28 protein-coding genes are annotated in these 25537 nt (G+C 69.6%); 17 read left to right on the top strand and 11 right to left on the bottom strand.

The features are described from left to right. Positions 1-96 precede the first annotated feature (96 nt). On the bottom strand, positions 97-1572 hold the full coding sequence (locus ON41_RS17645) for an FAD-dependent monooxygenase (RefSeq protein ID WP_040748717.1): 1476 nt from the start codon (positions 1570-1572) through the stop codon (positions 97-99). Positions 1573-1655: 83 nt separating this feature from the next. On the opposite strand from ON41_RS17645, the gene ON41_RS17640 reads away from it, so the two are divergent. Further along, positions 1656-2276: a TetR/AcrR family transcriptional regulator gene (locus ON41_RS17640; protein ID WP_040748868.1), complete on the top strand. Its 621-nt coding sequence runs from the start codon at positions 1656-1658 to the stop codon at positions 2274-2276. Between the two features lie 6 nt (positions 2277-2282). On the opposite strand, the gene ON41_RS17635 is transcribed toward ON41_RS17640, so the two are convergent. Further along, positions 2283-2531 carry a hypothetical protein gene (locus ON41_RS17635; protein ID WP_040748716.1) on the bottom strand — a complete coding sequence of 83 codons (249 nt, stop codon included), beginning with the start codon at positions 2529-2531 and terminating at the stop codon, positions 2283-2285. A 26-nt stretch (positions 2532-2557) separates the two neighbouring features. After that, the gene (locus tag ON41_RS17630; protein WP_040748715.1) at positions 2558-2740 is read right to left on the bottom strand and encodes a hypothetical protein; all 183 of its coding nucleotides are present in this window, start codon (positions 2738-2740) and stop codon (positions 2558-2560) included. Between the two features lie 189 nt (positions 2741-2929). Between ON41_RS17630 and ON41_RS39130 the strand changes: the two genes are divergently transcribed. Continuing rightward, the gene (locus ON41_RS39130) at positions 2930-4153 is read left to right on the top strand and encodes an NsdA family TPR-like regulatory protein (protein ID WP_051161762.1); all 1224 of its coding nucleotides are present in this window, start codon (positions 2930-2932) and stop codon (positions 4151-4153) included. A gap of 47 nt (positions 4154-4200) precedes the next feature. Beyond that, the gene (locus ON41_RS17620) at positions 4201-5034 is read left to right on the top strand and encodes a phosphotransferase enzyme family protein (RefSeq protein ID WP_157185516.1); all 834 of its coding nucleotides are present in this window, start codon (positions 4201-4203) and stop codon (positions 5032-5034) included. A 6-nt stretch (positions 5035-5040) separates the two neighbouring features. Here ON41_RS17620 and ON41_RS17615 read toward each other — a convergent pair whose 3' ends face one another. Continuing rightward, entirely contained in the window at positions 5041-6006 is a 966-nt protein-coding gene (locus ON41_RS17615) for a quinone oxidoreductase family protein (RefSeq protein ID WP_040748713.1), read from the bottom strand. Between the two features lie 80 nt (positions 6007-6086). On the opposite strand from ON41_RS17615, the gene ON41_RS17610 reads away from it, so the two are divergent. The 3 genes from ON41_RS17610 to ON41_RS17600 all read left to right on the top strand — a co-directional run bounded on the left by ON41_RS17610 (position 6087) and on the right by ON41_RS17600 (position 8170). Continuing rightward, complete coding sequence (locus ON41_RS17610) at positions 6087-6431, top strand: hypothetical protein (protein WP_040748712.1); 345 nt, start codon at positions 6087-6089, stop codon at positions 6429-6431. A 67-nt stretch (positions 6432-6498) separates the two neighbouring features. Further along, on the top strand, positions 6499-7275 hold the full coding sequence (locus ON41_RS17605) for a transporter substrate-binding domain-containing protein (protein WP_083905427.1): 777 nt from the start codon (positions 6499-6501) through the stop codon (positions 7273-7275). A gap of 19 nt (positions 7276-7294) precedes the next feature. Then, positions 7295-8170, top strand: coding sequence for a class I SAM-dependent methyltransferase (locus tag ON41_RS17600; RefSeq protein ID WP_040748711.1), 876 nt, complete (start codon positions 7295-7297; stop codon positions 8168-8170). 18 nt (positions 8171-8188) lie between these two features. Here ON41_RS17600 and ON41_RS40340 read toward each other — a convergent pair whose 3' ends face one another. Together ON41_RS40340 and ON41_RS17595 are read right to left on the bottom strand one after the other, a co-directional pair. Next, entirely contained in the window at positions 8189-8395 is a 207-nt protein-coding gene (locus ON41_RS40340) for an FmdB family zinc ribbon protein (RefSeq protein ID WP_083905426.1), read from the bottom strand. A 288-nt stretch (positions 8396-8683) separates the two neighbouring features. Next, complete coding sequence (locus ON41_RS17595) at positions 8684-9658, bottom strand: COX15/CtaA family protein (protein WP_040748710.1); 975 nt, start codon at positions 9656-9658, stop codon at positions 8684-8686. 96 nt (positions 9659-9754) lie between these two features. On the opposite strand from ON41_RS17595, the gene mug reads away from it, so the two are divergent. Both mug and ON41_RS17585 read left to right on the top strand, forming a co-directional pair. Continuing rightward, the gene (gene mug, locus ON41_RS17590) at positions 9755-10321 is read left to right on the top strand and encodes a G/U mismatch-specific DNA glycosylase (protein ID WP_040748865.1); all 567 of its coding nucleotides are present in this window, start codon (positions 9755-9757) and stop codon (positions 10319-10321) included. Between the two features lie 69 nt (positions 10322-10390). Beyond that, positions 10391-11677 (top strand): MFS transporter, encoded by a 1287-nt coding sequence (locus ON41_RS17585; protein ID WP_040748709.1) that lies wholly within the window; start codon positions 10391-10393, stop codon positions 11675-11677. A 177-nt stretch (positions 11678-11854) separates the two neighbouring features. On the opposite strand, the gene ON41_RS17580 is transcribed toward ON41_RS17585, so the two are convergent. Next, positions 11855-12109: a hypothetical protein gene (locus ON41_RS17580; RefSeq protein WP_040748864.1), complete on the bottom strand. Its 255-nt coding sequence runs from the start codon at positions 12107-12109 to the stop codon at positions 11855-11857. Between the two features lie 111 nt (positions 12110-12220). On the opposite strand from ON41_RS17580, the gene ON41_RS17575 reads away from it, so the two are divergent. Together ON41_RS17575 and ON41_RS17570 are read left to right on the top strand one after the other, a co-directional pair. Beyond that, positions 12221-13396, top strand: coding sequence for a helix-turn-helix domain-containing protein (locus tag ON41_RS17575; RefSeq protein WP_040748708.1), 1176 nt, complete (start codon positions 12221-12223; stop codon positions 13394-13396). A 61-nt stretch (positions 13397-13457) separates the two neighbouring features. Then, positions 13458-14045: a flavoprotein gene (locus ON41_RS17570; RefSeq protein ID WP_040748707.1), complete on the top strand. Its 588-nt coding sequence runs from the start codon at positions 13458-13460 to the stop codon at positions 14043-14045. 51 nt (positions 14046-14096) lie between these two features. Here ON41_RS17570 and ON41_RS17565 read toward each other — a convergent pair whose 3' ends face one another. Beyond that, complete coding sequence (locus ON41_RS17565; RefSeq protein WP_040748706.1) at positions 14097-14636, bottom strand: helix-turn-helix domain-containing protein; 540 nt, start codon at positions 14634-14636, stop codon at positions 14097-14099. A 61-nt stretch (positions 14637-14697) separates the two neighbouring features. Here ON41_RS17565 and ON41_RS39125 point away from each other — a divergent pair, with 61 nt between their 5' ends. From ON41_RS39125 to ON41_RS17545, 4 genes are all read left to right on the top strand, one after another. Next, on the top strand, positions 14698-15534 hold the full coding sequence (locus ON41_RS39125) for an alpha/beta fold hydrolase (protein WP_051161754.1): 837 nt from the start codon (positions 14698-14700) through the stop codon (positions 15532-15534). A gap of 27 nt (positions 15535-15561) precedes the next feature. Then, entirely contained in the window at positions 15562-16146 is a 585-nt protein-coding gene (locus ON41_RS17555; RefSeq protein WP_040748705.1) for a dienelactone hydrolase family protein, read from the top strand. A gap of 32 nt (positions 16147-16178) precedes the next feature. After that, positions 16179-16757, top strand: a complete 579-nt coding sequence (locus tag ON41_RS17550) for a TetR/AcrR family transcriptional regulator (protein WP_040748704.1) — start codon at positions 16179-16181, stop codon at positions 16755-16757. A 77-nt stretch (positions 16758-16834) separates the two neighbouring features. After that, positions 16835-17626 (top strand): SDR family oxidoreductase, encoded by a 792-nt coding sequence (locus tag ON41_RS17545; protein WP_040748703.1) that lies wholly within the window; start codon positions 16835-16837, stop codon positions 17624-17626. A gap of 3 nt (positions 17627-17629) precedes the next feature. On the opposite strand, the gene ON41_RS17540 is transcribed toward ON41_RS17545, so the two are convergent. The 3 genes from ON41_RS17540 to mptB form a co-directional block, all read right to left on the bottom strand. Continuing rightward, positions 17630-18415, bottom strand: a complete 786-nt coding sequence (locus ON41_RS17540; RefSeq protein ID WP_040748702.1) for an ABC transporter permease — start codon at positions 18413-18415, stop codon at positions 17630-17632. Between the two features lie 256 nt (positions 18416-18671). After that, entirely contained in the window at positions 18672-19604 is a 933-nt protein-coding gene (locus ON41_RS17535; protein WP_040748701.1) for an ABC transporter ATP-binding protein, read from the bottom strand. A gap of 109 nt (positions 19605-19713) precedes the next feature. Then, complete coding sequence (gene mptB, locus ON41_RS17530; RefSeq protein ID WP_051161751.1) at positions 19714-21498, bottom strand: polyprenol phosphomannose-dependent alpha 1,6 mannosyltransferase MptB; 1785 nt, start codon at positions 21496-21498, stop codon at positions 19714-19716. A gap of 497 nt (positions 21499-21995) precedes the next feature. Here mptB and ON41_RS17525 point away from each other — a divergent pair, with 497 nt between their 5' ends. The 3 genes from ON41_RS17525 to sufD are packed head-to-tail and all read left to right on the top strand — an operon-like array spanning position 21996 to position 25512. Next, positions 21996-22880 (top strand): helix-turn-helix transcriptional regulator, encoded by an 885-nt coding sequence (locus tag ON41_RS17525; RefSeq protein WP_040748861.1) that lies wholly within the window; start codon positions 21996-21998, stop codon positions 22878-22880. Further along, entirely contained in the window at positions 22877-24313 is a 1437-nt protein-coding gene (sufB, locus tag ON41_RS17520; RefSeq protein ID WP_040748700.1) for a Fe-S cluster assembly protein SufB, read from the top strand. Before ON41_RS17525 ends, sufB begins: the two co-directional genes overlap by 4 nt. Further along, positions 24313-25512: a Fe-S cluster assembly protein SufD gene (gene sufD, locus ON41_RS17515; RefSeq protein WP_040748699.1), complete on the top strand. Its 1200-nt coding sequence runs from the start codon at positions 24313-24315 to the stop codon at positions 25510-25512. Before sufB ends, sufD begins: the two co-directional genes overlap by 1 nt. The last annotated feature ends 25 nt before the right edge of the window (positions 25513-25537 follow it).

The following is a 25537-nucleotide window of genomic DNA, read 5'->3' as shown; positions in this document are numbered from 1 at the left end:
GGGCGGGTCACCCCTCTTTACACGAGAGCCCGACGGGCCGGAAGGGCTACGGAGGAGTAGCGCCCGAGATCATGCGGGATGACGGTGTTATACCGCCTACCGGGCGGCAGGTGGCTGGACATCCGTCCGCCAGGCGACGTACCCGTCGGGCCGCACCAGCACGCGGGTGCCGGCCCCGGCGGCGTAGTCGGCGAAGGCGTGCCCGTCGACGGCGACGAGCCGGCCGTCCGACGGCGTCGCGCCGGGCCCGATGATCGAATACGCCTCGATGCCTTCGGCGTTCGGGCCCGACCCGTCGAACGACAGCAGTGTCGCGTGCGGCCCGCGGAACAGGTCGAACAGCCGCACCGGAGTGCCGTCGGCCCGGCGCAGCGGTGCGTCGGGCGCCCGGTCGCCGGAGACGAGGGGACCGCTCGAATCGGCGGTGCGATAGGTGATGTCGAGCTGCTGAGTCTCCGGGCCGCGCCGCATGGCGTCCTCGTCGCCGGCGACATGCTTCTCCATCAGGCCGGTGCTGATACCGAGCACCCGGGCCGCGACCGCGCGCCGCTCGGTCTCGTAGCTGTCGAGCAGGGCGTCGGGGCCGAGCGGGGCGTTACCCAGGTCGAGGCCGCCGCGCAGCGCCGCCGCGAGCTTCCAGCCGAGGTTGTAAGCATCCTGGATGCCGGTGTTCATCCCCTGCCCGCCGGTGGGCGGGTGCGCGTGCGCGGCGTCGCCGGCCAGGAACGCCCGGCCGTCCCGGAAGCGTTGCGCCAGCCGTACATTCGGCCGCCACACCGTCGACCAGGCGAGTTCGCCGATCCGGAGGTCGGTGCGGTGGGTGAAGCGCTCGACGTAGGACTGCAGCAGCGCGCGCGTCGGTTCGACGTCGTCGGTCAGGGGAGCGGCGAACTGGAACAGCCGCCCGCCGGGCAGGGGCGACAGCGCGATCCCGGTCATCGGCGCGTCCGGCTCGGCGAACCAGTAGCCGTAGGTGTGGTCGAGCGCGTCGATGCGGACGTCGCCGAGCAGCATGCGGATCGACTCGTCGGTGGTGCCCTCGAACGGGATGCCCAGCACCCTGCGCACCGTGCTGCGCCCGCCGTCCGCGCCCACGAGATAGTCCGCGCGCACGGTCTCGGGGCCGCCCGGGCCCGCGAGGGTGGCGGTGACGCCGCTGCCGTCCTGCGTGAAATCGGCCAGCGCCGTGGACAGTTCGACCCGGACGCCGAAGTCGGCGAGGCGGTCGCGCAGCAGGCGTTCGGTATCGGACTGCCCGAGCATCAGCGGATTCGGATACGGCACCGCGGGCGTGGCCTCGCGCGGCTCGAACATGCGTCGCTCGGTGGCGAACTCCCCGCCGAGATAGACGTGCATGGGGGCCGGTGGCCGAGCCGCCGCGCGGACGGCGTCGAGGACGCCGAGATCGTCGAACACCTCGAGCGTGCGCGGCTGGATGCCGTCGCCGCGGGATCCGGCGAAGAACTCCGCCGCCCGGTCGACGATGCGGACCTCGACGCCGCGGCGGGCGAGATCGATGGCGAGGGTGAGGCCGGTCGGTCCGGCTCCGGCGATGAGTACCTGGGGTGACATGGTGTTCTCCGTTTATGAATTACGATTCAGTGAATGCGGATTCAGTATTAAGCTTGGTAGTGTCCGCTGTCAAGGAGGTGGTGATGGCCACGGGTCGGGCGGAGGCGGGGCGGCGCAAGGAGCGGTCGGCGGAGACCGAGCAGGCGCTCAAGGACGCGGCGCGGCGCCTGTTCGCCGAGCGCGGCTATCTGAACACCAAGATCACCGACATCACGGCGGCGGCGGGCCGCGCGGCGGGGTCGTTCTACAACCACTTCTCCGGTAAGGAGGAGCTGTTGCAGGCACTGCTGAAAGACTTTGCCGCGGAAGGCGATACGGCCGCCGAGGAGCGTGAGCACAATCCGGACTTCACCGATACGGACGCGGTCCGCTTTCACGTCGAGCAGTACTGGACCTTCGCCCGCCGTAACTGGCCGGTGCTGCGCGCGGTCGGTCAAGCGGCCCTGGTGAGCGACGAATTCGCCCGGCTGGCGGGCCGGTTCTCGATCGAGCAGCGCGCGGAGATCAGCGACCACCTCGACGGTTTCGCCGCGGCCGGCCTGCGCCTGCCGAGCACCCCGGACGCGAGCCTGGCGATGATGTTCCTGACCGTGCAGAGCCTGCTCGACGCGGTGGAGCAGGGCACGGTGACGCTCACGGACGACGAAGCGGTCGAGGCGTTGACGCGGTTCGTCTACCGGGGGTTGACCGGCCGCGACTACTGATTGCCGCTACTCCCAGGCGTGCGCGTCCGGCAGGGGCGGATGGTCGGGATTCGGCTCGTCGTCGATCGTCACCTCGACTCCGTAGCGGTCGAGTTCGCGTGCCACGCGGGCCGCGACGTGCCGGGCCGCGCGGTAGTCGACCGCGACGCCGCCGACCGGGAAGCGCAGCCGGATGTGCACCTCGTCGGTGGGCGCCTGGACGGGTTCACGCCAGGCGGCGTCCTGGGACATGGTCGTGGGGGATTCGGCTCGCACGGCTCACCACCGCCTCGATGCTGTCATCAGCCGGCCTTCCGGTGGCAGGACATCTCTCGCGTGGCCCGGCGGCCGCGGTCGGCTCCGGCGCAGAACGCGGAGATCATCGGCAGACTCCGCAACCGCTGATCCAGCAGCGAGCACTGTCCGGGCCGCGCACCGGCAACCGGCGGCGCCTGAACACCGATGATCTGCGAGCTGTTCGCCATTGCCTGCCTCGTTGCGGATGCCGATGTTCGCACTCGGCTCCGGAGGTCCGGCGGCGGCTCCGGCGCCGAATGTTTGTGCAATTGTGCTTGCATCTGCACACGATGCGATAGCGTTGCTGTGTTGCCGGTCGTTGCCAGTCGATGCAACGCTGGTCGAAGTCATTGCGCTGGAACGGAATTGTTAGCTACATGAACGACTGGCAGACTTTCGGTGGTGAGTTGCGGCGCCTGCGCCTGCAACGCAACAGGTCGCTGCGCGGCCTCGCGAAGAGTATCCGCTACGACGTCGGGGCATTGTCGCGAATCGAGAACGGTCTTCGTAAGCCGCCCATGCAGATCGTGCACGAGCTGGACGGCGAACTCGATGCCGGCGGTTCGCTGATCCGCATGATGACCGACGGCGGGGCCACCACGGTGGACGTCGTCAGCGTGGCTGCGGCGGATTCGCTGGCCTTCGCCGACTGGGCGACGGGCGACGCCGCGGGCCGCCTGTCGGTCGAGAGCCTGAACTACGAGATCGCCCGGATCGCGACCAGCTACGTCCACGCCCCGCCCCGCCCGCTGCTGGTCGATCTCCAAGCGCTGCGCGATCAGGTGTGGCAGCTACTACGGACCGGCCCCGGCCCCACGCAATCTCGGGAGCTGATGTTTCTCGGGGGAGTGGCCATCGCGCTGCTGGCCCAGTTGTCCGGCAATCTCGGCCGGCCGATGGCCGCCATGCAGCACGCCATGGCGGCCGAGCGGCTGGCCGAGCGGGCCGAGCATACGGGCCTGCTGGCCTGGCTGGCCGGTACCAAGGCGCTGATCGCCGAGTGGAGCGGAAACCCTACTCGCGCACTGGAATTCGCGCAGCAGGGCGTCGCCGTCGCGCCGGCCGGCGAGCAGCGGGTGCGGCTGGCCGCGCTGGAGGCCCGGTGCGCCGCCCGCCTGGGCCGCATCGACGAGGCCCGCGCGGCCGTCGCGCGTGCGGTGGCGGCGGCGCAGCAGCCCGCGGATCGCGACGACGTCACCGGATTCGGCGGGGTGCTGCGGTTCCCCGCGGCGAAGGCCGCCTACTACGCGGGCAGCACCTTCCGCCTGATCGGCGACTACCCCCAGGCCGAACACTGGGCGACTGCGGCCATCGCCGCCTACGCCGCAGGTCCGAGCGACGAACGCAGTTACGGCGACGAGGCGCTGGCACGCGCCGACATCGCGATCGCCTCGATCGCTCGCCACGCGGTCGACGACGCCGCCGAGATCTTGGCGCCGGTCCTGGTTCTTCCCCCTGGCCAGCGCATACACCCCGTCATCGAGGGTATCAAGCAAGTGGGGCACCATCTCGACGCCGCCGGGTGCCCCCAATCCCCGACCGTCGCGAGCCTTCGTGAGGCACTCGCGTCGTTTCCCACCTGCGAACCCCCGGCATTGTGATGATCGACGTATCCACCGAACAAATCCTTGTCACCGCCTGTCAGCAGGTGGGATTGCGCACGGACGACGCCCGACTGCTGCGCGTGCACTCCAACGCCGTCTATGTCGTCGACGACCGGGTGGTCATCCGGATCTCCCGATCGCCGCAGCACGGCATCCGCGCGGGCGCCGCCGTCGCGGTCGCGCACTGGCTGGCCGGTCAGGGCCTGCCGGTCACCGAGCCGATGATCGATCGGCCGGTGCACAGCCACGGCGCCACCGTCACCTTCTGGCGGTACTACCCGCAGTACACCCGCACGCGGCCACCGGCGCGCGAGCTGGGCCGGATCCTGCGCCACCTGCACGCGGTGGGGGAGCCGCCCCCTTTCGGGCTGCCGCGCTACGTGCCGCTGGCCGGGCTCACCCAGACCCTCGCCGCCGCGCCGCGCGTCCTCGCGCCGGGCGACCGGCACTGGCTCGCGGAACAGGCGGGTGTGCTGATCGAGGAGTACGGGCGGCTCGACTCGGCCCTGGGCACGGGCCTGGTGCACGGCGACGCCTATCCCGGAAATACGCTCTGGAACGGTGATTCGGTCCTGCTGGGCGACTGGGACGAGGCCAGCGTCGCCCCGCGGGAACTCGATCTGGTCAATACCTATCAGGGCATTCGCTTCGGGCACACCGAGAACGAGCTGCGGGAGTTCGCGCTGGCCTACGGCTGGGACGTCCGCGCCTGGGTCGGATTCCCGATCCTGCGCGCGATGCGCGACCTGCACACGCTGACCTCCTACATCCGCCGCGCCGAATACGGCGACGCGGCGGCCGCGAACGAGCTGCGCCACCGCCTGCGCAGCCTGCGCGATCCGGAGCAGACCGACACCCGCTGGCACGCGGTGGCGTGAACGGGGTTACGGCACCAGCACGAGGGAACCGGTGGTGCGGCGGCCCTCCAGGTCGCGATGCGCCTGCTCGGCCTCGGCCAGCGGATAGATCGCGCCGATCCGCACCCGCAGCGTGCCCGCGGCGATCGCGGTGAAGATATCGCCTGCGCGCCAGAGCAATTCGGCGCGGTCGCGGGTGTAGTGCACGAGTGTGGGCCGGGTCAGGAACAGCGAGCCGCCGGCGCTGAGACGCTGGGGATCGACCGGCGGCACCGGACCGCTGGCGGCCCCGAACAGCGCGAGCATGCCGCGCACGCGCAGCGAGTTCAGGCTGGCGTCGAAGGTGGCCTTGCCGACGCCGTCGTAGACCGCGGCCACGCCGATGCCGTCGGTGAGCGTGCGAACCCGCTGTGCCAGATCGTCGCCGTAGCGCAGGACCTCGGCGGCGCCCGCCTCGCGGGAGAGGGCTTCCTTCTCGTCGGTCGATACGGTGGTGATCACCCGGACGCCGCGCGCGGCCGCCAGCTGGGTCAGCAGCAGCCCCACCCCGCCTGCGCCGGCGTGCACGAGGACGGTCTCGCCCGGTTCGGGCCGGTAGATCGACTCGATCAGATAGTGCGCGGTCATGCCCTGCAACAGCGCGGACGCGGCCACCGGGGCCTCGACGCCGGCCGGGACCGGGACGGCGACGGCCGCGGGCACCACCACCTTCTCCGCGTAGCTGCCGGGCGCGGCGGCCCAGGCGACGCGGTCGCCGACGGCGAATTCGGTGACGTCCGGCCCGAGGGCGGCGACCACGCCGGTGCCCTCCGCGCCCGGGATATAGGGCACGTCCTGCGCGTAGACACCCGTGCGGATGTAGGTGTCGATGTAGTTGATGCCGATCGCCTCGGTGTCGACCAGGAGCTGACCGGGGCCGGGTTGTGGGTCGGAAACCTCCGCCGGACGCAGAACCTCGGGCCCACCGTGCTCGGAAACTCGAATGGCGCGCATGACAAGGTTCTACACCCGCCGCACTGTGATCATTCCCGCCGGGCGGTGGCCGCGAACCTACTGGACGGTAAACTCGGCGCATGACCGAAACCGCCACCGCCGCGAAGCCGTCGCCCTCCGTCGTCGACTCGGTGCAGGAATTCGTCTCCGAGCACGGGGGTTCCGCCACCGCCGTGTTGCAGCCCGTCGGCCGCGCCGGCGTCCGGATGACTTTGGTGGGCTCCGACGGCGTCCTCGGCGACCGCATGGTGGCCGATCTGGCCACCGCGAAAGCCGTGGTCGAACTCGTCGACGGGGTCTCCGAGACCGAGCACTGGGATCGCGAGCTGACCTCCGTCGTCACCCCGGCCAAGGGGCACTGGGCCAAGATGGCCGGCTGGGTCGCGCACCAGACGCGATACCCCAAGGCGCGCAACGAGCGCTGAGCGGTCTGTTAGCGTCGTGCCTCCAGGGCGTCCGCGGGCGCTGAGGTACGCACGAACAGTGGGAAGTATGCGAGTTCGACATATCGCCGCCGGGCTGGCGGCAGGGGTGATCTCCCTTGTGGCCGTTGCCGTTCCGGCGGACGCCGAGGGCCCGGCCGCGCTGCGGGTGTGCACGACCGGCGACTATCCGCCGTATTCGGTGGGCGACGGGAACGGCGGCTACCGCGGCGTCGACATCGATCTGGCCCGGGGACTCGCCGCCACCGTGGGCCGGCCGATCGAATTCGTCCCACTGACCTGGTCGTCGATGAAGACCGACTTCGCCGCGCTGAACTGCGATATCGCCGCGGGCGGGATCTCCGATTCGGCGGCGCGGCGCGAGTTCGCCGAGTTCTCCATGACTTACGGCACCGACGGTAAGGCGCCGATCACCCGTACCGCCGACGCCGACCGGTACGCCACGATCGAGCAGATCAACCGGCCCGAGGTGCGCGTGATCGCGAACCGCGGCGGCACCAACGAGGAGTTCGCACGCAAGAACTTCCCGAACGCGCAGCTCACGTTGTGGCCGGACAATGTCACCATCTTCGACGAGATCGCCCAGGGCCGCGCCGACGTCTTCGCCACCGATTCGGTGGAGGGCCGCTATCGGGTGCGCACCCATCCGGATCTGACGGTGCTGCATCCGGATCGGCCGTTCGACTCCTTCGGCAAGGTCTTCCTCGTCCGTAAGAACGATCCGGTGCTGGCCGCCGAGGTGAATGCCTGGCTCGCCGCCCAGACGGCCACAGGCGGTGTGGATCGGCTGTTCGCGGACTGGATCGGCCCGGGCGCGACGGCGTAGCGGGCGCTACGCTGCCGGTATGTCCGACAAGCACGCGAGCAGGACCGCCGTGATGGTGTGCCAGGCCCGGGCCGTGGGCGACGGCCGCTTCGGGATCGGCCGGTTCGCCGATCCCGTTGCCGCACAACTACTCCGGCCGGACGAGCGCGCGGTGGTCGAGCAGGTCCGCGCGGAGCGGACCCCCGCCGACTGGCGCGACCGCATCGGATACGGCCTCCTCGAGGCCGTCGTGCCGGTCCTGGTCACCCGGACCACCGTCATCGACGAGGCCGTTCGCGCACAAGGTAATCCGCAACTGGTGGTCCTGGGCGCGGGCCTCGACGCACGGGCCTGGCGGATGCCGGACCTGGCCGGCGTCGAGGTCTTCGAGGTCGACCACCCCGCCTCGCAACAGGACAAGCGCGACCGCGTCGACGGCCTGGAACCGCTGGCCAAATCATTGACCTACGTCCCCGTGGATTTCGCCAGAGACTCCCTCGGCGACGCGCTGGCGCAGGCCGGCCACCGCGAATCACTACCCACCACCTGGATCTGGGAGGGCGTCCTGCCCTACCTCACCCAGCCCGCGGTCGACGCCACCCTGACCAGCCTCACCGCCCGCTCGGCCCCCGCCAGCCGCCTCATCGCCACCTACTCCCTCCCGAACCGTTTCCACGGCCTCGGCCGCCGCATCCTGAGCTTGAGCACCCGTCTAGCCGGCCGCCAGGACCCCCTGGAACACGAGAAAACCGTCTCGGCCTGGACCCCGGAACAAATGCGCACCCTCCTGTCCCACCACGGATTCACCGTCACCGCGGACGACGACTTGTCCCCTGTAGCAGAACAATTGGGCCTCTCGTCCCGCCGCTGGAACAATCTCGGCCGCGTAGTCGTCGCAGACCTCCCCAAAGCCTGAGGCGGATCCGACTCCGGCTCAGCCGCAACAGCTTCCCCCGCAGCAGCCGCCGCCGGCGGCTGGTGCGGGGGCATTCGCAGAACCCGTCAGCCCCACCGTATTCAACAACTTCACCGTGTCACTGTGGCCACCCGGACACGACGCGGGAGCGGCGGACTCACTCATCGGCCGCACCACTTCGAACGTGTCGGTGCATTCACGGCAGCGGTACGCATAGGTCGGCATGCGTGAATTATCGCGGGACGTGCGGCGGAGATCCAAGCCGCGGGGTGGAAAGGATGGGCGCGGCGGGCGTCACTGCCGCTGCCGCGCACCAACCCGCGCCTCGCCGATACCGGGGGGATGGCGGTCCACGGTCGTCGTGCGAGGCATCCCCTGGCCGCGAACGACCTCACCCGGTCACGCAGCCGCTACACAGTGTGCGGGGCCGCAGCGATCACCGGAAGTGCGCAATGCGCCAACTTCGGCACGAACGCGCCAATTCCTGATCGCCGATCCGGGACGACAGCCCGGTCAGGAGGCGTGTGCGACGGTCGCGTCGGCGGTCGCCCCCACCTTCTCCCGGCTGCGCAGCGACGCCCACAGCGCGGCCGTGGCGGCGGTGCAGGCCGCCGCACCCCCGACGTGCACGGCCACCAGCGCGGCGGGCACATCGGTGAAGTACTGCACGACACCGACCAGCCCCTGCGCGCAGACCAGCGCGATCAGCACGACGAGCCGGTTGCGGATCGCGGGCGTCATGCCGACCGCGACGAGAGCGAACGCCAGTCCGACCAGCAGCGCCAGATAGGCGATCAGCAGATCGGCATGCAGGTGGACCAGCGGCACGATCTCCACCTCGAGCCGGGTCACCTGTCGCTCGATGCTCTTGTCGCCGGCGTGCGGCCCGGCCCCGGTGACCAGCGTCCCGGCGACCAGCGTGCCGGACAGGGCGAGGGCGCCGAGGACGGTGAGCCAGCGCAACGGCGCGGGCACCTGGGTCACCTCGACGCCGTCGTCGGGCTCGCCGATCTTGGCGAACAGCTGCACAGCCAGCCACACCATCACCATCGACGCCAGCAGATGCACCGCGACGGTCCACCACAGCAGCCCGGTGCGCACGGTGATACCGCCGATCACCGCCTGCACCACGGTCCCGCCGGGCATGAGCCACGCGTAGACGATCACCTCGCGCCGCCGCCGGGCGCGCACGACGGCCAGCACGACCAGCGCGGCGCACAGCGTCACCGCGAATGTCAGCAGCCGGTTGGAGAATTCGACGACCTGGTGCAGCACCGGCACCTCTGCGTGCGCCACCGGTGTGAAGCTGCCCGGGAAGCACTGCGGCCAGGTGGGGCAGCCGAGCCCCGACGAGGTCACGCGGACGATCGCGCCGGTGACGGAGATGCCCGCCTGGGAGAGGATCACCGCCAGCGCGACGATCCGCTGCACCCGCAGCGAGGGCAGCGGGAGCAGATCGACCAGTCGCAGGAACGCGCGAGACAGCACGCATCGATCCTAATCGACTCTCAACTACAGCTTGTAGTGGGTAGCCTGTTCGCCGCCCGGCGCGGGCTCCGCGGGGCCGTCCGGCAGACTGGGCGGATGCCGTCCAGTGAACAGCCCGCTCGGCCGACGCCCGCGGATCTGGCTGCCGCGCAGGGCAGGACGATCCCCGACGTCCTGGCTCCGGACCTGCGGGTTCTTTTCTGCGGAATCAATCCTGGCCTGTGGTCGGGGGCGACGGGGCACCATTTCGCCCGTCCCGGGAATCGGTTCTGGCCCGCCCTGTTTCGCTCCGGATTCACGCCGCGCCTGCTGCGGCCGGACGAGCAGGACGAGCTGCTCGGCCTCGGCCTCGGTATCACGAACGTGGCCGCGCGCACGACCGCCAAGGCCGACGAGCTGACCGCGGACGAACTGCGCGACGGCGGCCGGGCCCTGGTGGAGCGGGTCGCGCGCAACCGGCCGCGGGTCCTGGCCGTCCTCGGCATCGGCGCGTATCGCACGGCCTTCGGTCGTCCGCGCACCGCCGTTGGCCGCCAACCGGATTCGCTCGGCGACACCGAGGTGTGGGTGCTGCCGAACCCCAGCGGGCTCAACGCCCACTACACGCTCGATGCCCTGGCCGCGGAATTCCGCGCACTCCGCGAATCCGTCGAATCGGCGTAGCTCCCGGCGTGTGACATGAAACTCGCAGGCAATACCCGTACTTGAACGGTGTTAAAGTGAGCGACGCTCATGAACACTGTGATCGATACGCGGGTCCGGCGGATACGCCGCATCACCGCGTCCTCCGCGGGTGCGGCCCTGGAAAGCTACGAATGGTCGCTGTACGCGCTGCTGGTGACCTACTTCTCGCCGCGATTCTTCGGCGGCGACCTGCAGCATTCGGTGCTGTACGGATTCGGCATCTTCGCGGTCGGATTCCTGATCCGCCCGATCGGGGCCTTGGTGCTCGGGCAACTGGCGGATCGGCGGGGCCGTCGTCCCGCGCTGGTGCTGTCCATCGGCTTGGCGGGAGTGGCGACGCTCGGGATGGCGCTGACGCCCGGCCACGAGACCATCGGAGCCGGCGCCCCGATCCTGCTACTGGTGTGGCGGCTGGTGCTGGGCTTCTCCTTCGGTGGCGAGCAGGCCGTTGCCCAGGCGTATCTCTACGAATCCGCCCCGCCGAAACGACGCATGCTCGGCACCAGTGTGTACTCGATCTTCTACGGCCTCGGCACGATCACCGCGAACCTGCTGGTGGCGGGCCTGGCGACCACGGCCGGAACCGATGCCCTGCGCGACGGCTACTGGCGGATCCCGTTCCTCGTCGCCGGGGTGCTGTCGCTGGCGTTCATGCTGGCGCGGCGCTCGATTCCGGAGACGCTCGACAGCGAACTCCACGAGCAGCCGGTGCGCTGGCGACGGGAGTGGCGGTCGCTATTGGGCCCGTCGCTGGCGGTCGCCGGGCTCACCGCGGGCACCCTGGCGTCCTACTACTTGTGGGTCAGCGCGCCGACGAGCTACGCGATCACCGTGCTGAAACTGCCTGACGGCCAAGTGTTGTGGGCGGGTGTGCTGGCCCAGGTGGGCTATATGGCGGCGGCCCCGCTGTTCGGCGCCCTCGCCGACCGGGTCGGGCCGTTGCGGTGGGTGGCGGGCGCCGCGCTCGTCCTGGCCGCGCTGACGCTGCCGATGCAGATCCTGCTGAATTCCGCGACGCCCGTGACATATTGGGTGCTCATGGTGGTGGGTTCGATCGGCGTCGTGACCCTCGCCGCCACCGTCACCGGCGCCACGGCCATGGTCGCCCCGGCACGGCACCGGGTAACGGTGATGGCCCTGCCCTACAGCATCACCAGCGCCCTGTTCGGCGGCACCACACCCGCCCTGAAAACCAAGTTCGCCGCCCACCCGGCCCTGTTCTCCCTCTACATCATCGCCCTGCTCCTCATCACGACGATCACGGCCCTGGCGGCAAAGCCGTTGTTCGCCAAGGCCGCAGCCGCGGACGAAAAGGCTGCCTCCGTCACGGCCTGAATCACCGATCCTCGTTCTCTAGGCGGTCCCGAATCGCCTCGACCGACTTGTCCCTCGGAATGCGTTGAGGCCACAGGCAAACTGCGAGTACCACCAGCGGAAGCGCAACCGCTACTACAAGACCGACCTCCCACCCACTCATATCTGAACCACCCACCGCGCGAACGACATCCGCGGTCACACCGACTCCACATCGACCAGATGCATCAGCAGATCCACCGTGAGCGCGTGCAGATGCCCCGGCGACGGCACGATCACCGCATCGACATCGAGAACGCGAACCAATTCCACCGGCCCGAGCCGCGATTCCTCCGGCGGCGACACCACCACATACCCCAGCCGCCGCCCCAACCTCCGAACCATCGCCAACTCGGAGTCCACCGCACACCCATCCCAATCCACCCATTCGAGCGCGGTCGGTTGTGCCCGCATCGTCGTTACCTCCCTCTGTCGGTGACATTCAGATTCGTCCCCGAGACGAGAGGGAGAGGGACAGCTCTGGGACAGGAAGACGTGGCACCGGCACCCGTCTACGCTCGATGTATGGGCGAATATGTCGGCCAGGCCATCGCCGCCGAGCGCAAGATCGCCGGACTGAGCCAACGCCAGCTGGCGACGCGGGCGCAGTACAGCCTCAGCATGGTCAAGGCCGTGGAGCAGGGTAGGGAAGTGGCGTCGGCGGGATTCATCGCTGCCGTATGCAAAACCCTCGGCGTCGATCCCGACCGGCTGTACGGGACGCCCTACCTCGAAACCCTCGAAGAAGAGGGTCCTTTGGAAGGTCTCGCGGAATTACGGGCCATCCTCGCCGAGGGCGGCTATGTGCAGGCAGTGGAGCCGCCGAGCCGCGAGGAATTGGCCGCCGAACTCGCGGCGATCGAGCAGGCGATGCACAAGGACCGGATCCGTCGCGCATTGGAGAAGTTGCCTACTCTCATCCGGCAACTGCACGGCGCGATTCGCGACGCCGATGGCGACCGTGCGCGCGGCGCGTACGAAATGCTCTGCGCGGCATACATCGCGGCCGAGTGCGCGTGCTGCCGTCTGGGGTATTCCTCGCTGACCGCGCTCGTTCTCGACCGGCTCGATTCGGCGGCCACTCACACCGAGGACCCGGGCTACGCCGTTCGTAGCCTGATGAAACGATCTCGCCTGCTCATGGCGTACGGTTCGACCGACGTGGCGATGTCGCTCGTCGATCGGGGCCTGCGCCTGGTCCCCGGCGACAGCGAGGGTGAGCGCGTCCTACGTGGGTACGGCCACCTCCGCGGCGCGATCGTCGCGGGCCGAGGCCGCCGCCTCGACTCGGCACGCGAACACATCGAGGAAGCCCGCCGGATCGCGGCGCCCATGCGCCGTGAAAGCACCCTGTACACAACCGATTTCGGTCCTGGAAACGTCGAGATCCATTCGTGCGCCGTGGAACTCGAAGCCGGCGACCCGGGCAAAGCCGCCATCGACGGTTCGGCACTGTGCCTGCCCACGGACATCGCCGCCCCCCGAGCAGGAAACCACTGGCAAGACAACGCCCGCGCCTGGCTGATGTCCGGCAAGCCCGACCGCGCCCTGGCCGCCCTGAACAAGGCCAGGGCGGCAGCGCCCCAGCAGACCCGATTGCACCCTTCGGTGCGCGAGACGGTCCACGGCATAGCAATGGCCCAACGCCGCCAGTCGGACGGATTGCTCGGATTCGCATCCTGGCTGGGTACAAGCTTGTAATTTCTCGACACCGCTCCAACCTCCGCCGGGCTGCATCGGGCCTTGCTGGGACGATAGGTGTGTGAACGATCAGGGACGTCCGGTGTTGTATGCCCTCGTGACGGGTTCGCCTGCGGCTCGGGATGTGGGGCGGTTGGTGGGGAGGGCGCAGGGGGACGGGTGGGAGGTGTGTGTGGTCGCCTCGCCCGATGGGCTGAAATTCGTTGATGCCGAGGCGTTGTCGGCGCTGACCGGGTATCCGGTGCGCAGTGGGTACAAGGATCCTGGTGAGCCGGATGTGCTGCCGCCCGCCGATGCCATGATCGCCGCGCCGCTCACCGGGAACTCGCTGGCCAAATGGGCGGCGGGGATTTCGGATACGTTGCCGCTGGGGCTGCTGGTGGAGGCGTACGGCAAGCGGTTGCCCGTGGTGGCGGTGCCGTTCTCCAATCGCGCCCAGCTGAGCTTTCCGGCGCTCCAGGAGGCGATGCGCACACTGTCGGAGTGGGGGGTCACGGTGCTCGCGGGCGACGACCTGCCCACTGCCCACGACCCGGGCACCGGCGGCGAACACCTGCCGCTCTTTCCGTGGGATCTCGCCTGGCGTTCGGTGCTCGACCATCCGCTGCTGGCGGTGGAGCATCGGTCGAACCGGCGTGCGGCCGAATGACCGCTTCGGGCCGACGGCACCGCTACGTGGTCGGCGTGGGGCGGCGGGGTATCACTCGTCCGGGGAATCGCCGCCGGGAAACAGGATCGGGCTGATCAGATACGGCCGCCGCCCCTCTCCAGGCCCGTTGGCAACCAACGGCGCGACGAGTTCCCGAAGACCCTCGAGCATGCCCGCCAACTCGTCCGGGCTCAGCCACAGCGTCCCCTGCCGATAACTGACCGAATCCGTGAACGGCTCGGCTCCGGGCCGGTCGAGATAGGCGTTGAACTCCGCGATCAGGACCGCCATGGCCGCCGCGAACCCACGGCGATGCGCATCCGTCGTCATCGCGCCGCCTTCTTCCGGCGCGATCGTCCGGCGATCGGCTCGCAGGCGATATGAGCGCTCCACGGCTCCGCGCACCCGCCGCTCGTCGCCGACCTCCACCATGCCGCCGTCGACGAGCAGGCCCAGGTGCCGGTAGATACTCGTCCGCGGCACATCGGTCAGGTGCTCGCACAACTCGCTCGCGGTGCGCAGCCGCCCGCCCGACAGCGCGTGCACGATGCGCAGTCGCACCGGGTGGAGCAGCAGGTCCGTGGCATCCATAGGCGAACTATCCCATTTCTGGTACCGTTCCCAAAATTGGGATAGATGGAGAAGGTGTGCCATGCGGGATGTGCCAGGACGCTCGATCGCCGTGTGCGGCACCGAGATCTACGTCGAGGAGTCCGGCTCCGGCGAGACGACGGTGGTATTCGAATCCGGCACGGGCGCCGGGCGCACGCTGTGGGATCCGGTGGCGCCGCTCCTGGCCGATATCGCCACCACCGTCGCCTACGACCGCGCCGGCCGTGGCCGCAGCGGTCCGCCTCGCGCACCGCAGTGCATCGATGATATGGCGGCGACCCTCACTGCCGTGGTCGAGGCACTGGCACCCGGCCGGGTGATCCTGGTGGCGCACAGCATGGGCGGACTGGTCGTGCGCAGGGCTGCCGAGAACCTCGCACCGGCAGGGCTCGTACTGGTCGACCCGACGCCGGAAGCGGCTCCGTCCTACGACGATTGGGCGGCGACGGCCCGCAAGACCGACCGGATCCTGGCCGTCCAGCAATCACTCGCCCGCATCCGCCCCCTCATGCGCGGCATGACCGCGTCCTACGGGCGCATGTTCCCCGCCGACACCTACGCCACGATGCTGGCCGAGGACTTCACTCCCGAAGGTCTCGCCCAGACCCGCCGCGAACTGGCCGCCGTCGAGGACGGGATCATCGAGTTCCGGAGCCGCCCACCGCAACCCCCCGCCTGCGAGATCGTCGTCCTCTCCGCGACCCGCGCCAACCGCCTCCGATCCCGCAACCACGCCACCCTGCGCGAATACCAGCGCCGCTACGCCGACCAGGTCGGCGGCCGCTTCGAGGACGCCGACTCCGAGCACATCGTCCCCGCCGAACAGCCCGCCCAGATAGCCGCCGCCGTCCGCCGGGTGATCGAAGCCGGCGGATGACGAACCGCCCTCGGTGAGAATGGACCCGTGACGACGATCGCGCTGTTCCATTCCGTCTACGGCCTGCGAGGCGTGGAGATCGATGCCGCGCGCCGGCTCCGCGCACTCGGCCACGAGGTGCACTCCCCGGACCTCTACGCGGGCCACACCGCACCGACGATCGAGGCGGGATTCGACCTGAAGGACCGCATCGGCTGGGACACCGTCGTCGCCCGCGCGAACGAGGCCCTGGACGACCTGCCGGAGAATACGGTGCTGATCGGATTCTCCATGGGCGCGGGGGTAATCCACGACGTCCTGCCGGCGCGGCCCGGCGCCGCGGCCGTCCTGTTGCTGCACGGCCTCGCCGACGTCCCGGTCGGGGCGCGCCCGAATCTCCCGGTGCAACTCCACATCGCCGACCCCGACATCTTCGCGACACCGCATCAGGTCGCCGCCTGGCATCGCACCGCCCGGGCTCGTGCGGCCTCGGTGGACCTGCACACCTACCCGCACGCCGGGCATTTCTACACCGACGACACCCTCCCGGACCACGACGCCCGAGCCACCGAACTCACCTGGCAGCGCGTCGCGGATTTTCTCCGCGACCTGGAATCCACCCGCAATATTTGACTTATGATTACAGAAAATCTACCGTCGAACCCGTGGCACGTACGAAGAGCTTCGATCCCGAGGACGCCGTCGCCAAGGCGATGGAGGTGTTCTGGCGCAAGGGTTATGCGCGTACCACGCCGCAGGATCTGGTCGACGCGATCGGGATCGGCCGGGGGAGTCTGTACAACGCGTTCCGGGGCAAGCACGATCTGTTCGAGCGGGCGCTGCGGCGGTATCAGGCGCAGGAGACCGTGCGGCTGATCGACCTGCTCGACGGGCCGGGCTCGCCGCGTGAGCGGGTGCGTGCCGCACTGACCCTGGTGCTCGAGGCGTCCTGCGAAGACCCCGACCGGCGTGGGTGCCTGGCCACGAATACGGCCGTCGAGCTGGGCGGCGACGACGAGATCTCGGACCTGCTCGTCCGGCGCATCTTCGACCGCCAGCACGAGGCCTTCCGATGTGCCGTCGAGGAAGGGCAGCGCGCCGGGGAATTCGGCGGCGATCTCGACCCGGCGGAAGCGGCCAACTTCCTGCTCACCACCATCAACGGCATGCGCGTCCTCGCCAAGGCCGATCCCCGCCCGGCCCGGCTCGCCGGACTGGTCGACACCGCGCTGCGCGCACTGTAATCCACCTCCGCACACCGGATTGTCTGCCAGTGTGCTGCCCGCAAATTGTAACTGTAGTTACAGAAAAGGAGTTCATCATGGACCTGCGACTGGCAGGAAAGACCGCCGTCGTCACGGGCGCCAGCAAAGGCATCGGCCTCGAGATCGTCCGGGCGCTCACGGCCGAAGGCGTGCGGGTCGTCTCCGCCGCGCGCACCGTCAGCCCCGAATTGCGCGACCTCGAGGGCCCCTCGACCGCCGTCCCCGTCGACCTGGCCACCGCGGACGGCGCGGCTGTCCTGATCGACCGCGCGGCCGAAATCCTCGGCGAGATCGATATTCTCGTCAACAATGTCGGCGGCGTCGTCCCCGGCAGCGCCGACGCCGCCGGATTCCTCGACATCACCGACGACGCCTGGCAGCGCACCTACGACCTCAACCTGTTCGGCACCGTCCGCGTCATCCGCCGCGCCCTGCCGAGTCTGCTGCGGCAGCGTGGCGTGATCATCAACCTCTCCTCGATCGGGGCCCGCGCCGCCTACCACCCCGTCGACTACGGCACCGCGAAAGCCGCGCTGACCAACCTCACCAAGGCGCTCGCGGAGGAATTCGGCGCGCAGGGCCTGCGCGCGCTCACCGTCTCACCGGGACCCACTCGCACCCGCAACTGGTCCGCGCCCGACGGATATGCCGCCGATGTCGCCGCCAAGAACGGCGTCACCCTCGACGAATTCCTCACCCAGGCCCCGGCCCTGATGGGAATCACCACCGGCCGCCTCACCGAACCGCACGAGACCGCGGCCCTGGTCACCTTCCTGGCCTCCTCCGCGTCCGGAAATCTCACCGGCGCGGACTACTTGGCCGACGGCGGCGCGATCAAGACCGTCTGACGCTCATTCGAAACGGAACCAGCGCACCGCGAGCACTCCCGTGACCAGCCCCCAGACCACCAGCACCGCCAGCCCGTACCAGTCGACGCTGAGCCGCATGGCCTGCTCCAGCGCCTCGGCCAGCGCGCCGGACGGGATGAGGCGGGCGATGATATTGAGCCATCCCGGCACATCGTCGGCGGCGAAGACGAGAGTGGAGGTGCCGAGCATGACGAACCACAGGATATTCGCCAGCGCCAGCACGATCTCGGCCTTCAACGTGCCGCCGAGCAACAGGCCCATGGCCGCGAATGTCGCGGTGCCGAGAGCGATCACGAGAGCGCCGAACGCGAGACCCCCGAGCGAGGGCCGCCAGCCCAGCGCGACCCCGATCACCCCGAGCAGAATCGACTGCAGCACCACCACGATCAGCACCGCCGCGCACTTCCCGCCCACGATGCCCCAGCGCGGTAATGCGGTGGCGCCCAACCGTTTCAGCGCCCCGTAGCGCCGATCGAACCCGACCGCGATGGCCTGCCCGGTGAACGCCGTGGACATGATCGCGACCATCATCACGGCCGGGACCACCCGCCCCACCCGGTCGTCACCGAGCGTGCCCAGCGGCAGCAGCGTCAGCCCGATCAGCAGCGTGATCGGAATGAACATGGTGAGTAACAACTGTTCCCCGTTGCGCAGCAACAGGATCAGTTCCATCCGCGTCTGGGCGGTCAGCATCGCCGCCCGCGCCGCCGGCCGCGGCGCGGGAGCGAACGTCCCCGGCTCGAACCGGTTCACAGCCTCGGTGCTCACGGCCGACCTCCGCGCATTGCCCGCACCCCGTGCGCTGCCCGCACCCCGTGCGTTGCCCGCACCCCGTGCGTTGCCCGCACCCCGTGCGTTGCCCGCACCCCGTGCATTGCCCGCACTCCGCGCGTTGCCCGCGCCGCGTGCATTTCCCGCACCCCGTGCACGTTCTCGCACCCCGTGCATGACGCTGTAGCGAGTGCGGGAGTGCGGAAGGGGTGCGAGGGGGCTCGGCCGCGCCGAGAGTGGTGGGCACGGGAGGTCATCCGCGTAGCTCCCTTCCGGTCAGGTCGAGGAAGACGTCCTCCAGGCGGCGCTGATCGATGCGGATATCGGTGGGCAGCACGTCGATTCGCGCGCACCACGCGGTCACGGTGGCCAGGACCTGGGGAGTAATGTCGCCGTGCAGCAGGTAGGAGCCGGGGGAGGTCTCGCACGGCGCGAAGCCCTCGGGCAGTGCGGCCTGCAACAGAGTCAGGTCGAGTTTCGGCGGGGCCGTGAAGCGGAGCTGCCCTTCGGCGCCGGTGGAGGTGACCTCCGCGGGCGTGCCGGCGGCGACGATGCGCCCGTGATCGATGATGACCAGGCGATCGGCGAGCTGTTCGGCCTCGTCCATCATGTGCGTGGTGAGCAGGACGCCGACGCCGTCGCGGCGCAGCGCCTCGATCAGCTCCCACACCAGATGCCGGGCCTGGGCGTCCATTCCGGCGGTCGGCTCGTCGAGGAACACCATCTCCGGTCGCCCGACCAGCGCGCACGCGAGCGCCAGCCGCTGCTGCTGGCCGCCCGACAGCCGGCGGTACGGGGTGCGGCGCGCGTCGTGCAGGCCGAGCGTGCGCAACAGCCAGTCCGGATCCAGCGGGTCGGCCGAATACGCGGCGACCAGATCGAGCATCTCGCCCGCGCGCGAGCCGGGATAGGCGCCGCCGCCCTGCAACATGACACCGATACGCGGCCGCAGTGTGTCGGAATCGGCGATCGGGTCCAGGCCCAGCACCCGCACCGAGCCGGCGTCGGGAGCGGTGAACCCCTCGCACATCTCGACGGTGGTCGTCTTGCCCGCGCCGTTCGGTCCCAGGAGGGCGACGACCTCGCCCGTCCGCACCTCGAATCCGACGCCGTCGACCGCGGTGGTGTCCCCGAAGCGCTTCACCACGCCGTCGATACGGACGGCGGCGGGCGAGCCAGCGCTCACGGCGTCACCCGCCCACCGGCCGCCGGCGGTGCGACCGATGAATAGTGCGCCGAGGGTTCGCTCGCAAGCTCGCTGCTCGGCTGTGTCCATTGATCGCTCGCAAGCTCGCTCACGAGGACACACCGTATGCGGCGGGCTCCTGTGACGGAGCAGACACCCCTGGACGGCCGCGCCACGGCAGGAGATTGCGGGTGAGCACGATGAACCCGACGCCGACGATCACCACGGCCACCGCGGCCTCGATGATCTGGAAGACCCCGAAGTCGGCGCCGCGCGGCATCAGCATCACGCTGACCACGGCCGAGAAGACCACGGCGGGAACGCGGAAGGCGCGGGTGGTTGCCCAGGCGGCCAGCGGCACGATGGCCCACAGCAGATACCACGGCTGGACCACGGGGAACAGCAGCACCATCGCGGCCAGCGAAACACCCAGCGAGCCAACGGGATGCAGCCGCCCGGTCCAGGTCGCGATGAGCATGCGCACGATGATGAAGCCCGCGACCGCGCCGGCGATCGGCCGGGTGATGCTCAGCAGCGCGGTGGTGTGATCGCCCAATCCCAGCAGGACGCCGCCGAATCCGGTGACGATGCCCAACGCCGTGGGCAGCGACATCCAGCTGCGCACCGCGCCCGCCACGTTCAGCGTATGCGTCCAGCCGAAGCCCAGCCCGCTCACATAGGCGATGAGCACCGTGGTCACGACCGCGATCACGCCCAGCACCGCCGCGGACTTCAGCAGCGGCCGCAGCCCGGGACCCCAGCGGCGGGCCAGGGCCATGCCGACGAAGCCCAGCACGATCAGCGAGGTGATCTTGATCGTCGAGGACACGGTGATCACCACGGCCCCGAATATCAGCAGCGACCAGGCCCGCCGGTCGAACGGTTTCCCGATGAGATCGGACCCGTTCGCGGTCGGATTCACCACATCGTTCTTGGACCCGATCCACGGCTCACCCGCGAGCCCCCGCAGGCAGAACTCCATACCCGCGAGCATCAGGCCGAGCATGAGCCCGTCGTTGTGCACGCCGCCGACCAGGTGGAACAGCACCAGGGGATTGGCCGCCCCCAGCCACAGCGCGCTCACCGGGGCCACCCCGCAGCGCCGCGACAGCCGCGGCAGGGCCCACACGATCAACGCCACTCCCGCCAGCGCCAGCACCCGGTGGGCCCAGACGCCGAAGATGATGTTGTCCCCGGTCAGATGGGCGATGCCGCGTCCCATCCAGAGGAACAGCGGCCCGTAGGGCGCGGGGGTGTCACGCCAGATGTTGGGGACGTTGTAGGTCAGCACGTTGTGCAGGCCGAGCCCGGTCGCCGGGCCGACCTCGTACGGGTCGAGCCCCCGCGCGGCGATCTCGCTCTGCGCGAGATACGAGTAGACGTCGTTGGAGAACAGCGGCGGCGCCACCGACAGCGGGATGATCCACAGCAGCAGCGTGCGGTCGAGCTGCGAGCGGCTGAGCCGGTGCACCGGCGCGCTGCCGAATCCGCCGACCGCGAACCGGCCCAGCAGCAGCCACGCCATCACGACCAGCACCGTGCCGATCATGCACATCGCCAGCGAGGAGGTCTGCCAGCGCGCGAACACCCCGATCACCCGCACGCCCGACACCGGATTTTGCACCACCGGCTGCGCCGCCACCCCGAGCGCGCTGATCGCCATCAGCACCGACCCGGTCGCCCCGAGCAGCCGAATCCGCTTGAACTGCACCGTCTCCCGGGCATCGAGCCCCGGGACCTCGCTCTCGATGGTGTGCAGTACGGCGATGGTGTGATCGGCGGCGGGCACGTCCAGGCCCAGCACTCGGCGGCCGGTCTCGATGATCTTGCGCCGCGCGCCCTCCAATGCCACCACGAACCAAGAGCCTAGTTCGCCGGTACTGCCGTCCGGCATACCTCCCCGTGCGGACTTCCCCACCACCCCGTCACCCAGGCCGGGCCCTTCGCTTTCCCGGCACGCTTTTGGCCGGGATCCCGCGAGATCCCGGCCAAAAGCACGCCGGGAAACGAGGGTCGTGCCGGGAAACGAGGGGCAGTGCCCGGAAACTCGGTGTGCCGGGGACGAGGGCGGGGCTATAGGCGACCGTTTCGTTATTCGCCGCTGGGGTGGAGTGGGATTGTGGGGTTTGTCGCACTTGCGGAACTATCTTCCGCGGGGCGGGCCGTCGGCGCGGCGCGGGCACTCGTGGCAACCGGTCAGTGCGTGCGGATCGCGGTGCGGCCGAATGTGATTCGCCTGGTCGGGGCGTGGCGCGGGCGTTTTCCGGTCGTTTCGCGGTGGACGGGCAACCGTGCAGGTAGCGATGTCTGTCCGCCCGTCCGGACCGGCTACTCAGGTGACCCTTACTAGAATGCGGGAAGGAATTCCGTCACACTGATGTTGTGAAAACCGTGGGTTTGCGGACGGAAGCAGGCACCGGGCGCCGCGAGGGCGCCCGGAATACTGCCGCGCCCGCATCGCCCGCGGGCGAGGGCCACACCCGGGAGGCCGTGATCCAGCTGCTGCTGGAGCAGGGCCCGATCACCGCGACGGCCATCGGCAAGCGGCTGGGCCTGAGCCCGGCCGGGGTGCGCCGCCATCTCGACGCCCTGATCGAATCCGGCGAGGCCCGGGCCATGCGCTCGGCGCCGTGGCAGCAGAAGGGCCGCGGCCGGCCCGCCAAGCAGTATCAACTGACCGCGACGGGCCGCGGCAGGCTGGGTCACGCCTACGACGACCTGGCCGGCGCCGCCATGCGCCAGCTGCGCGAGATCGGCGGGGATTCCGCGATCGCCGAATTCGCGCGTAAGCGGGTCGCCACGATCGTCACGGGAATCGACAAACTGGCCCGCCACACGCCCGAATCGACCGAGGAGAAGGCCGAGGAGATCGCCGAGGCGTTCACCGAGGCCGGTTTCGCCGCCTCGACCCGCAAGGTCGGCGCCGGCGTCCAGATCTGCCAGCACCACTGCCCGGTCTCGCACGTCGCCGAGGAGTTCCCGGAGCTGTGCGCCGCCGAGTTGGAGGCGTTCCGCGAACTGCTGGGTACCCACGTCCAGCGGCTGGCCACCATCGCCAACGGCGATTGCGCCTGCACCACGCACGTCCCGCTGTTCGTATTGCCCAATGCGGGGGATCCCGGCCAAAAGCATGCCGGGAATGTGGGAGTGGAGAATCACGCCGGGACCATGGACGGCGGGAACCACGCTTTGACTACGGATGTAGAGAATCCAGATGAGACCGCTGCACAGCCCGCAGTGGCGAACACGATCGACTCCGGAAGGAGTGCCGAATGACGACCACCGCCGACCAGGCGCAGCCGCTGACCCAGGAGGAGACCATTGCCTCGCTGGGTAAATACGGCTACGGCTGGGCCGACTCGGATGCCGCCGGTGCCAGTGCCAAGCGTGGCCTGTCCGAAGAGGTCGTGCGCGACATCTCGGCCAAGAAGAACGAGCCGGAGTGGATGCTCGAGGCCCGGCTGAAGGCGCTGCGCATCTTCGACCGCAAGCCGATGCCGACCTGGGGCTCCAACCTCGAGGGCATCGACTTCGACAACATCAAGTACTTCGTGCGCTCGACCGAGAAGCAGGCCGCGACCTGGGAAGAGCTGCCCGAGGACATCAAGAACACCTACGACCGGCTGGGCATCCCGGAGGCCGAGAAGCAGCGGCTGATCGCCGGTGTGGCCGCGCAGTACGAGTCCGAGGTCGTGTACCACCAGATCCGCGAGGACCTGGAGAAGCAGGGCGTCATCTTCCTCGACACCGATACCGGTCTCAAGGAGCATCCCGAGATCTTCCAGAAGTACTTCGGCTCGGTCATCCCGGCTGGTGACAACAAGTTCTCCGCGCTGAACACCGCCGTGTGGTCGGGCGGCTCCTTCATCTACGTGCCGCCGGGCGTGCACGTCGACATCCCGCTGCAGGCCTACTTCCGGATCAACACCGAGAACATGGGCCAGTTCGAGCGGACCCTGATCATCGTCGACGAGGGCGCCTACGTGCACTACGTCGAGGGCTGCACCGCGCCGATCTACAAGTCCGACTCGCTGCACTCCGCGGTCGTCGAGATCATCGTGAAGAAGGGCGGCCGCTGCCGCTACACCACCATCCAGAACTGGTCGAACAACGTCTACAACCTGGTCACCAAGCGGGCCAAGGCGGAGGCGGGCGCGACCATGGAGTGGATCGACGGCAATATCGGCTCCAAGGTCACCATGAAGTACCCCGCGGTCTGGATGACCGGCGAGTACGCCAAGGGCGAGGTGCTCTCGGTGGCGTTCGCGGGCGAGGGCCAGCACCAGGACACCGGCTCCAAGATGCTGCACCTGGCGCCGCACACCTCCTCGACCATCGTGTCGAAGTCGGTGGCGCGCGGCGGTGGCCGGGCCTCCTACCGCGGCCTGGTCCAGATCAACAAGGGCGCGCACGGCTCGAGTTCGTCGGTGAAATGCGATGCGCTGCTGGTGGATACGATCAGCCGCTCCGACACCTACCCCTACGTCGACATCCGCGAGGACGACGTGACCATGGGCCACGAGGCCACCGTCTCCAAGGTGTCCGCGGACCAGCTGTTCTACCTGATGAGCCGCGGTCTGACCGAGGACGAGGCGATGGCCATGGTGGTGCGCGGCTTCGTCGAGCCCATCGCCAAGGAACTCCCCATGGAGTACGCGCTGGAGCTGAACCGCCTGATCGAACTGCAGATGGAAGGAGCCGTCGGCTGATGCCGGTCGAGAACGTTGCGGAGGCGGGCGAGGCCAGAACTCCCGCGCTCAACAAGGGCGAGGTGTTCTCGTCCTTCGACGTGAACGCCTTCGAGGTGCCCTCGGCCAAGGACGAGGCGTGGCGGTTCACCCCGCTGCGCCGGCTGCGCGGTCTGCACGACGGCACCGCGGTGCGCGACGGGAAGGCGACCGTGCAGGCGGGCCCGCTCTCGGACGCGCAGGGCGCGCTGCCCGGCGTCACCGTCGAGGTGGTCGGGCGTGCCGACACGCGCCTCGGTGAGGCCGGTGTGCCGACCGATCGCGTTGCCGCGCAGGCGTATTCGGGCTTCGAGGAGGCGACCGTCGTCGCGGTGGCCGCCGAGACCGAGGTCGCCGGGCCGATCGCCGTGACGATCACGGGGCCGGGGGCGGACAAGACCGCCTACGGCCACGTGCAGATTCGCCTCGGCAATTTCGCCGTCGCCACGGTCGTGATCGACTACCGCGGCAGCGGAACCTACGCGGAGAACGTCGAATTCGTTCTCGGCGACAGCGCCAAGCTGACCGTCGTCGCCGTCCAGGACTGGGCCGACGACGCCGTGCACGCCACCGCCCACCACGCGAAGCTGGGCCGCGACGCGACCCTGCGGCACACCGACGTCACCCTGGGCGGCGACCTGGTGCGCCTGACCGCGACCGTCCGCTACGACGGCCCGGGCGGCGACGCCGAACTACTCGGCCTGTACTTCGCCGACGAGGGCCAGCACTTCGAGCAGCGGCTGCTGGTGGATCACGCGGTGCCGCACTGCAAGTCGAACGTGATGTACAAGGGCGCGCTGCAAGGCGATCCGCGCTCGCCCAAGGGCGACGCCCGCACCGTCTGGGTGGGCGACGTGCTGATCCGCGCGGCCGCCGAGGGCACCGACACCTTCGAGCTGAACCGCAATCTGGTGCTCACCGACGGCGCCCGCGCCGACTCGGTGCCGAACCTGGAGATCGAGACCGGCGAGATCGTGGGCGCCGGGCACGCCTCGGCCACCGGGCGTTTCGACGACGAGCAGCTGTTCTACCTGCGCGCTCGCGGTATCCCGGAGGAGGCGGCGCGGCGGCTGGTCGTGCGCGGCTTCTTCCACGAGATCATCCAGAAGATCGCGGTTCCCGAGGTCCGGGAGCGGCTCGAGGCGGCCGTGGAGGCCGAACTCGCCGCCGTCGGCGCCTAGCCCTCACCCACACTTTTCCCGGCGC

This window comes from Nocardia transvalensis NBRC 15921 (genome assembly GCF_000308875.1).
Classification (GTDB): Bacteria; Actinomycetota; Actinomycetes; order Mycobacteriales; family Mycobacteriaceae; genus Nocardia; species Nocardia transvalensis.
Note: the sequence above shows the minus strand (reverse complement) of the source record. Positions and strands in the feature narration are given on the sequence as shown.

Bases quoted from the DNA above. Each gene is read 5' to 3' on its own strand.
- ON41_RS17645 (WP_040748717.1), bottom strand. From the start codon at position 1,572: ATGTCACCCCAGGTACTCATCGCCGGAGCCGGACCGACCGGCCTCACC.
- ON41_RS17640 (WP_040748868.1), top strand. From the start codon at position 1,656: ATGGCCACGGGTCGGGCGGAGGCGGGGCGGCGCAAGGAGCGGTCGGCG.
- ON41_RS17630 (WP_040748715.1), bottom strand. From the start codon at position 2,740: ATGGCGAACAGCTCGCAGATCATCGGTGTTCAGGCGCCGCCGGTTGCC.
- ON41_RS39130 (WP_051161762.1), top strand. From the start codon at position 2,930: ATGAACGACTGGCAGACTTTCGGTGGTGAGTTGCGGCGCCTGCGCCTG.
- ON41_RS17615 (WP_040748713.1), bottom strand. From the start codon at position 6,006: ATGCGCGCCATTCGAGTTTCCGAGCACGGTGGGCCCGAGGTTCTGCGT.
- ON41_RS17610 (WP_040748712.1), top strand. From the start codon at position 6,087: ATGACCGAAACCGCCACCGCCGCGAAGCCGTCGCCCTCCGTCGTCGAC.
- ON41_RS17605 (WP_083905427.1), top strand. From the start codon at position 6,499: ATGCGAGTTCGACATATCGCCGCCGGGCTGGCGGCAGGGGTGATCTCC.
- ON41_RS17600 (WP_040748711.1), top strand. From the start codon at position 7,295: ATGTCCGACAAGCACGCGAGCAGGACCGCCGTGATGGTGTGCCAGGCC.
- ON41_RS40340 (WP_083905426.1), bottom strand. From the start codon at position 8,395: ATGCCGACCTATGCGTACCGCTGCCGTGAATGCACCGACACGTTCGAA.
- mug (WP_040748865.1), top strand. From the start codon at position 9,755: ATGCCGTCCAGTGAACAGCCCGCTCGGCCGACGCCCGCGGATCTGGCT.
- ON41_RS17585 (WP_040748709.1), top strand. From the start codon at position 10,391: ATGAACACTGTGATCGATACGCGGGTCCGGCGGATACGCCGCATCACC.
- ON41_RS17580 (WP_040748864.1), bottom strand. From the start codon at position 12,109: ATGCGGGCACAACCGACCGCGCTCGAATGGGTGGATTGGGATGGGTGT.
- ON41_RS17575 (WP_040748708.1), top strand. From the start codon at position 12,221: ATGGGCGAATATGTCGGCCAGGCCATCGCCGCCGAGCGCAAGATCGCC.
- ON41_RS17565 (WP_040748706.1), bottom strand. From the start codon at position 14,636: ATGGATGCCACGGACCTGCTGCTCCACCCGGTGCGACTGCGCATCGTG.
- ON41_RS39125 (WP_051161754.1), top strand. From the start codon at position 14,698: ATGCGGGATGTGCCAGGACGCTCGATCGCCGTGTGCGGCACCGAGATC.
- ON41_RS17545 (WP_040748703.1), top strand. From the start codon at position 16,835: ATGGACCTGCGACTGGCAGGAAAGACCGCCGTCGTCACGGGCGCCAGC.
- mptB (WP_051161751.1), bottom strand. From the start codon at position 21,498: ATGCCGGACGGCAGTACCGGCGAACTAGGCTCTTGGTTCGTGGTGGCA.
- sufB (WP_040748700.1), top strand. From the start codon at position 22,877: ATGACGACCACCGCCGACCAGGCGCAGCCGCTGACCCAGGAGGAGACC.
- sufD (WP_040748699.1), top strand. From the start codon at position 24,313: ATGCCGGTCGAGAACGTTGCGGAGGCGGGCGAGGCCAGAACTCCCGCG.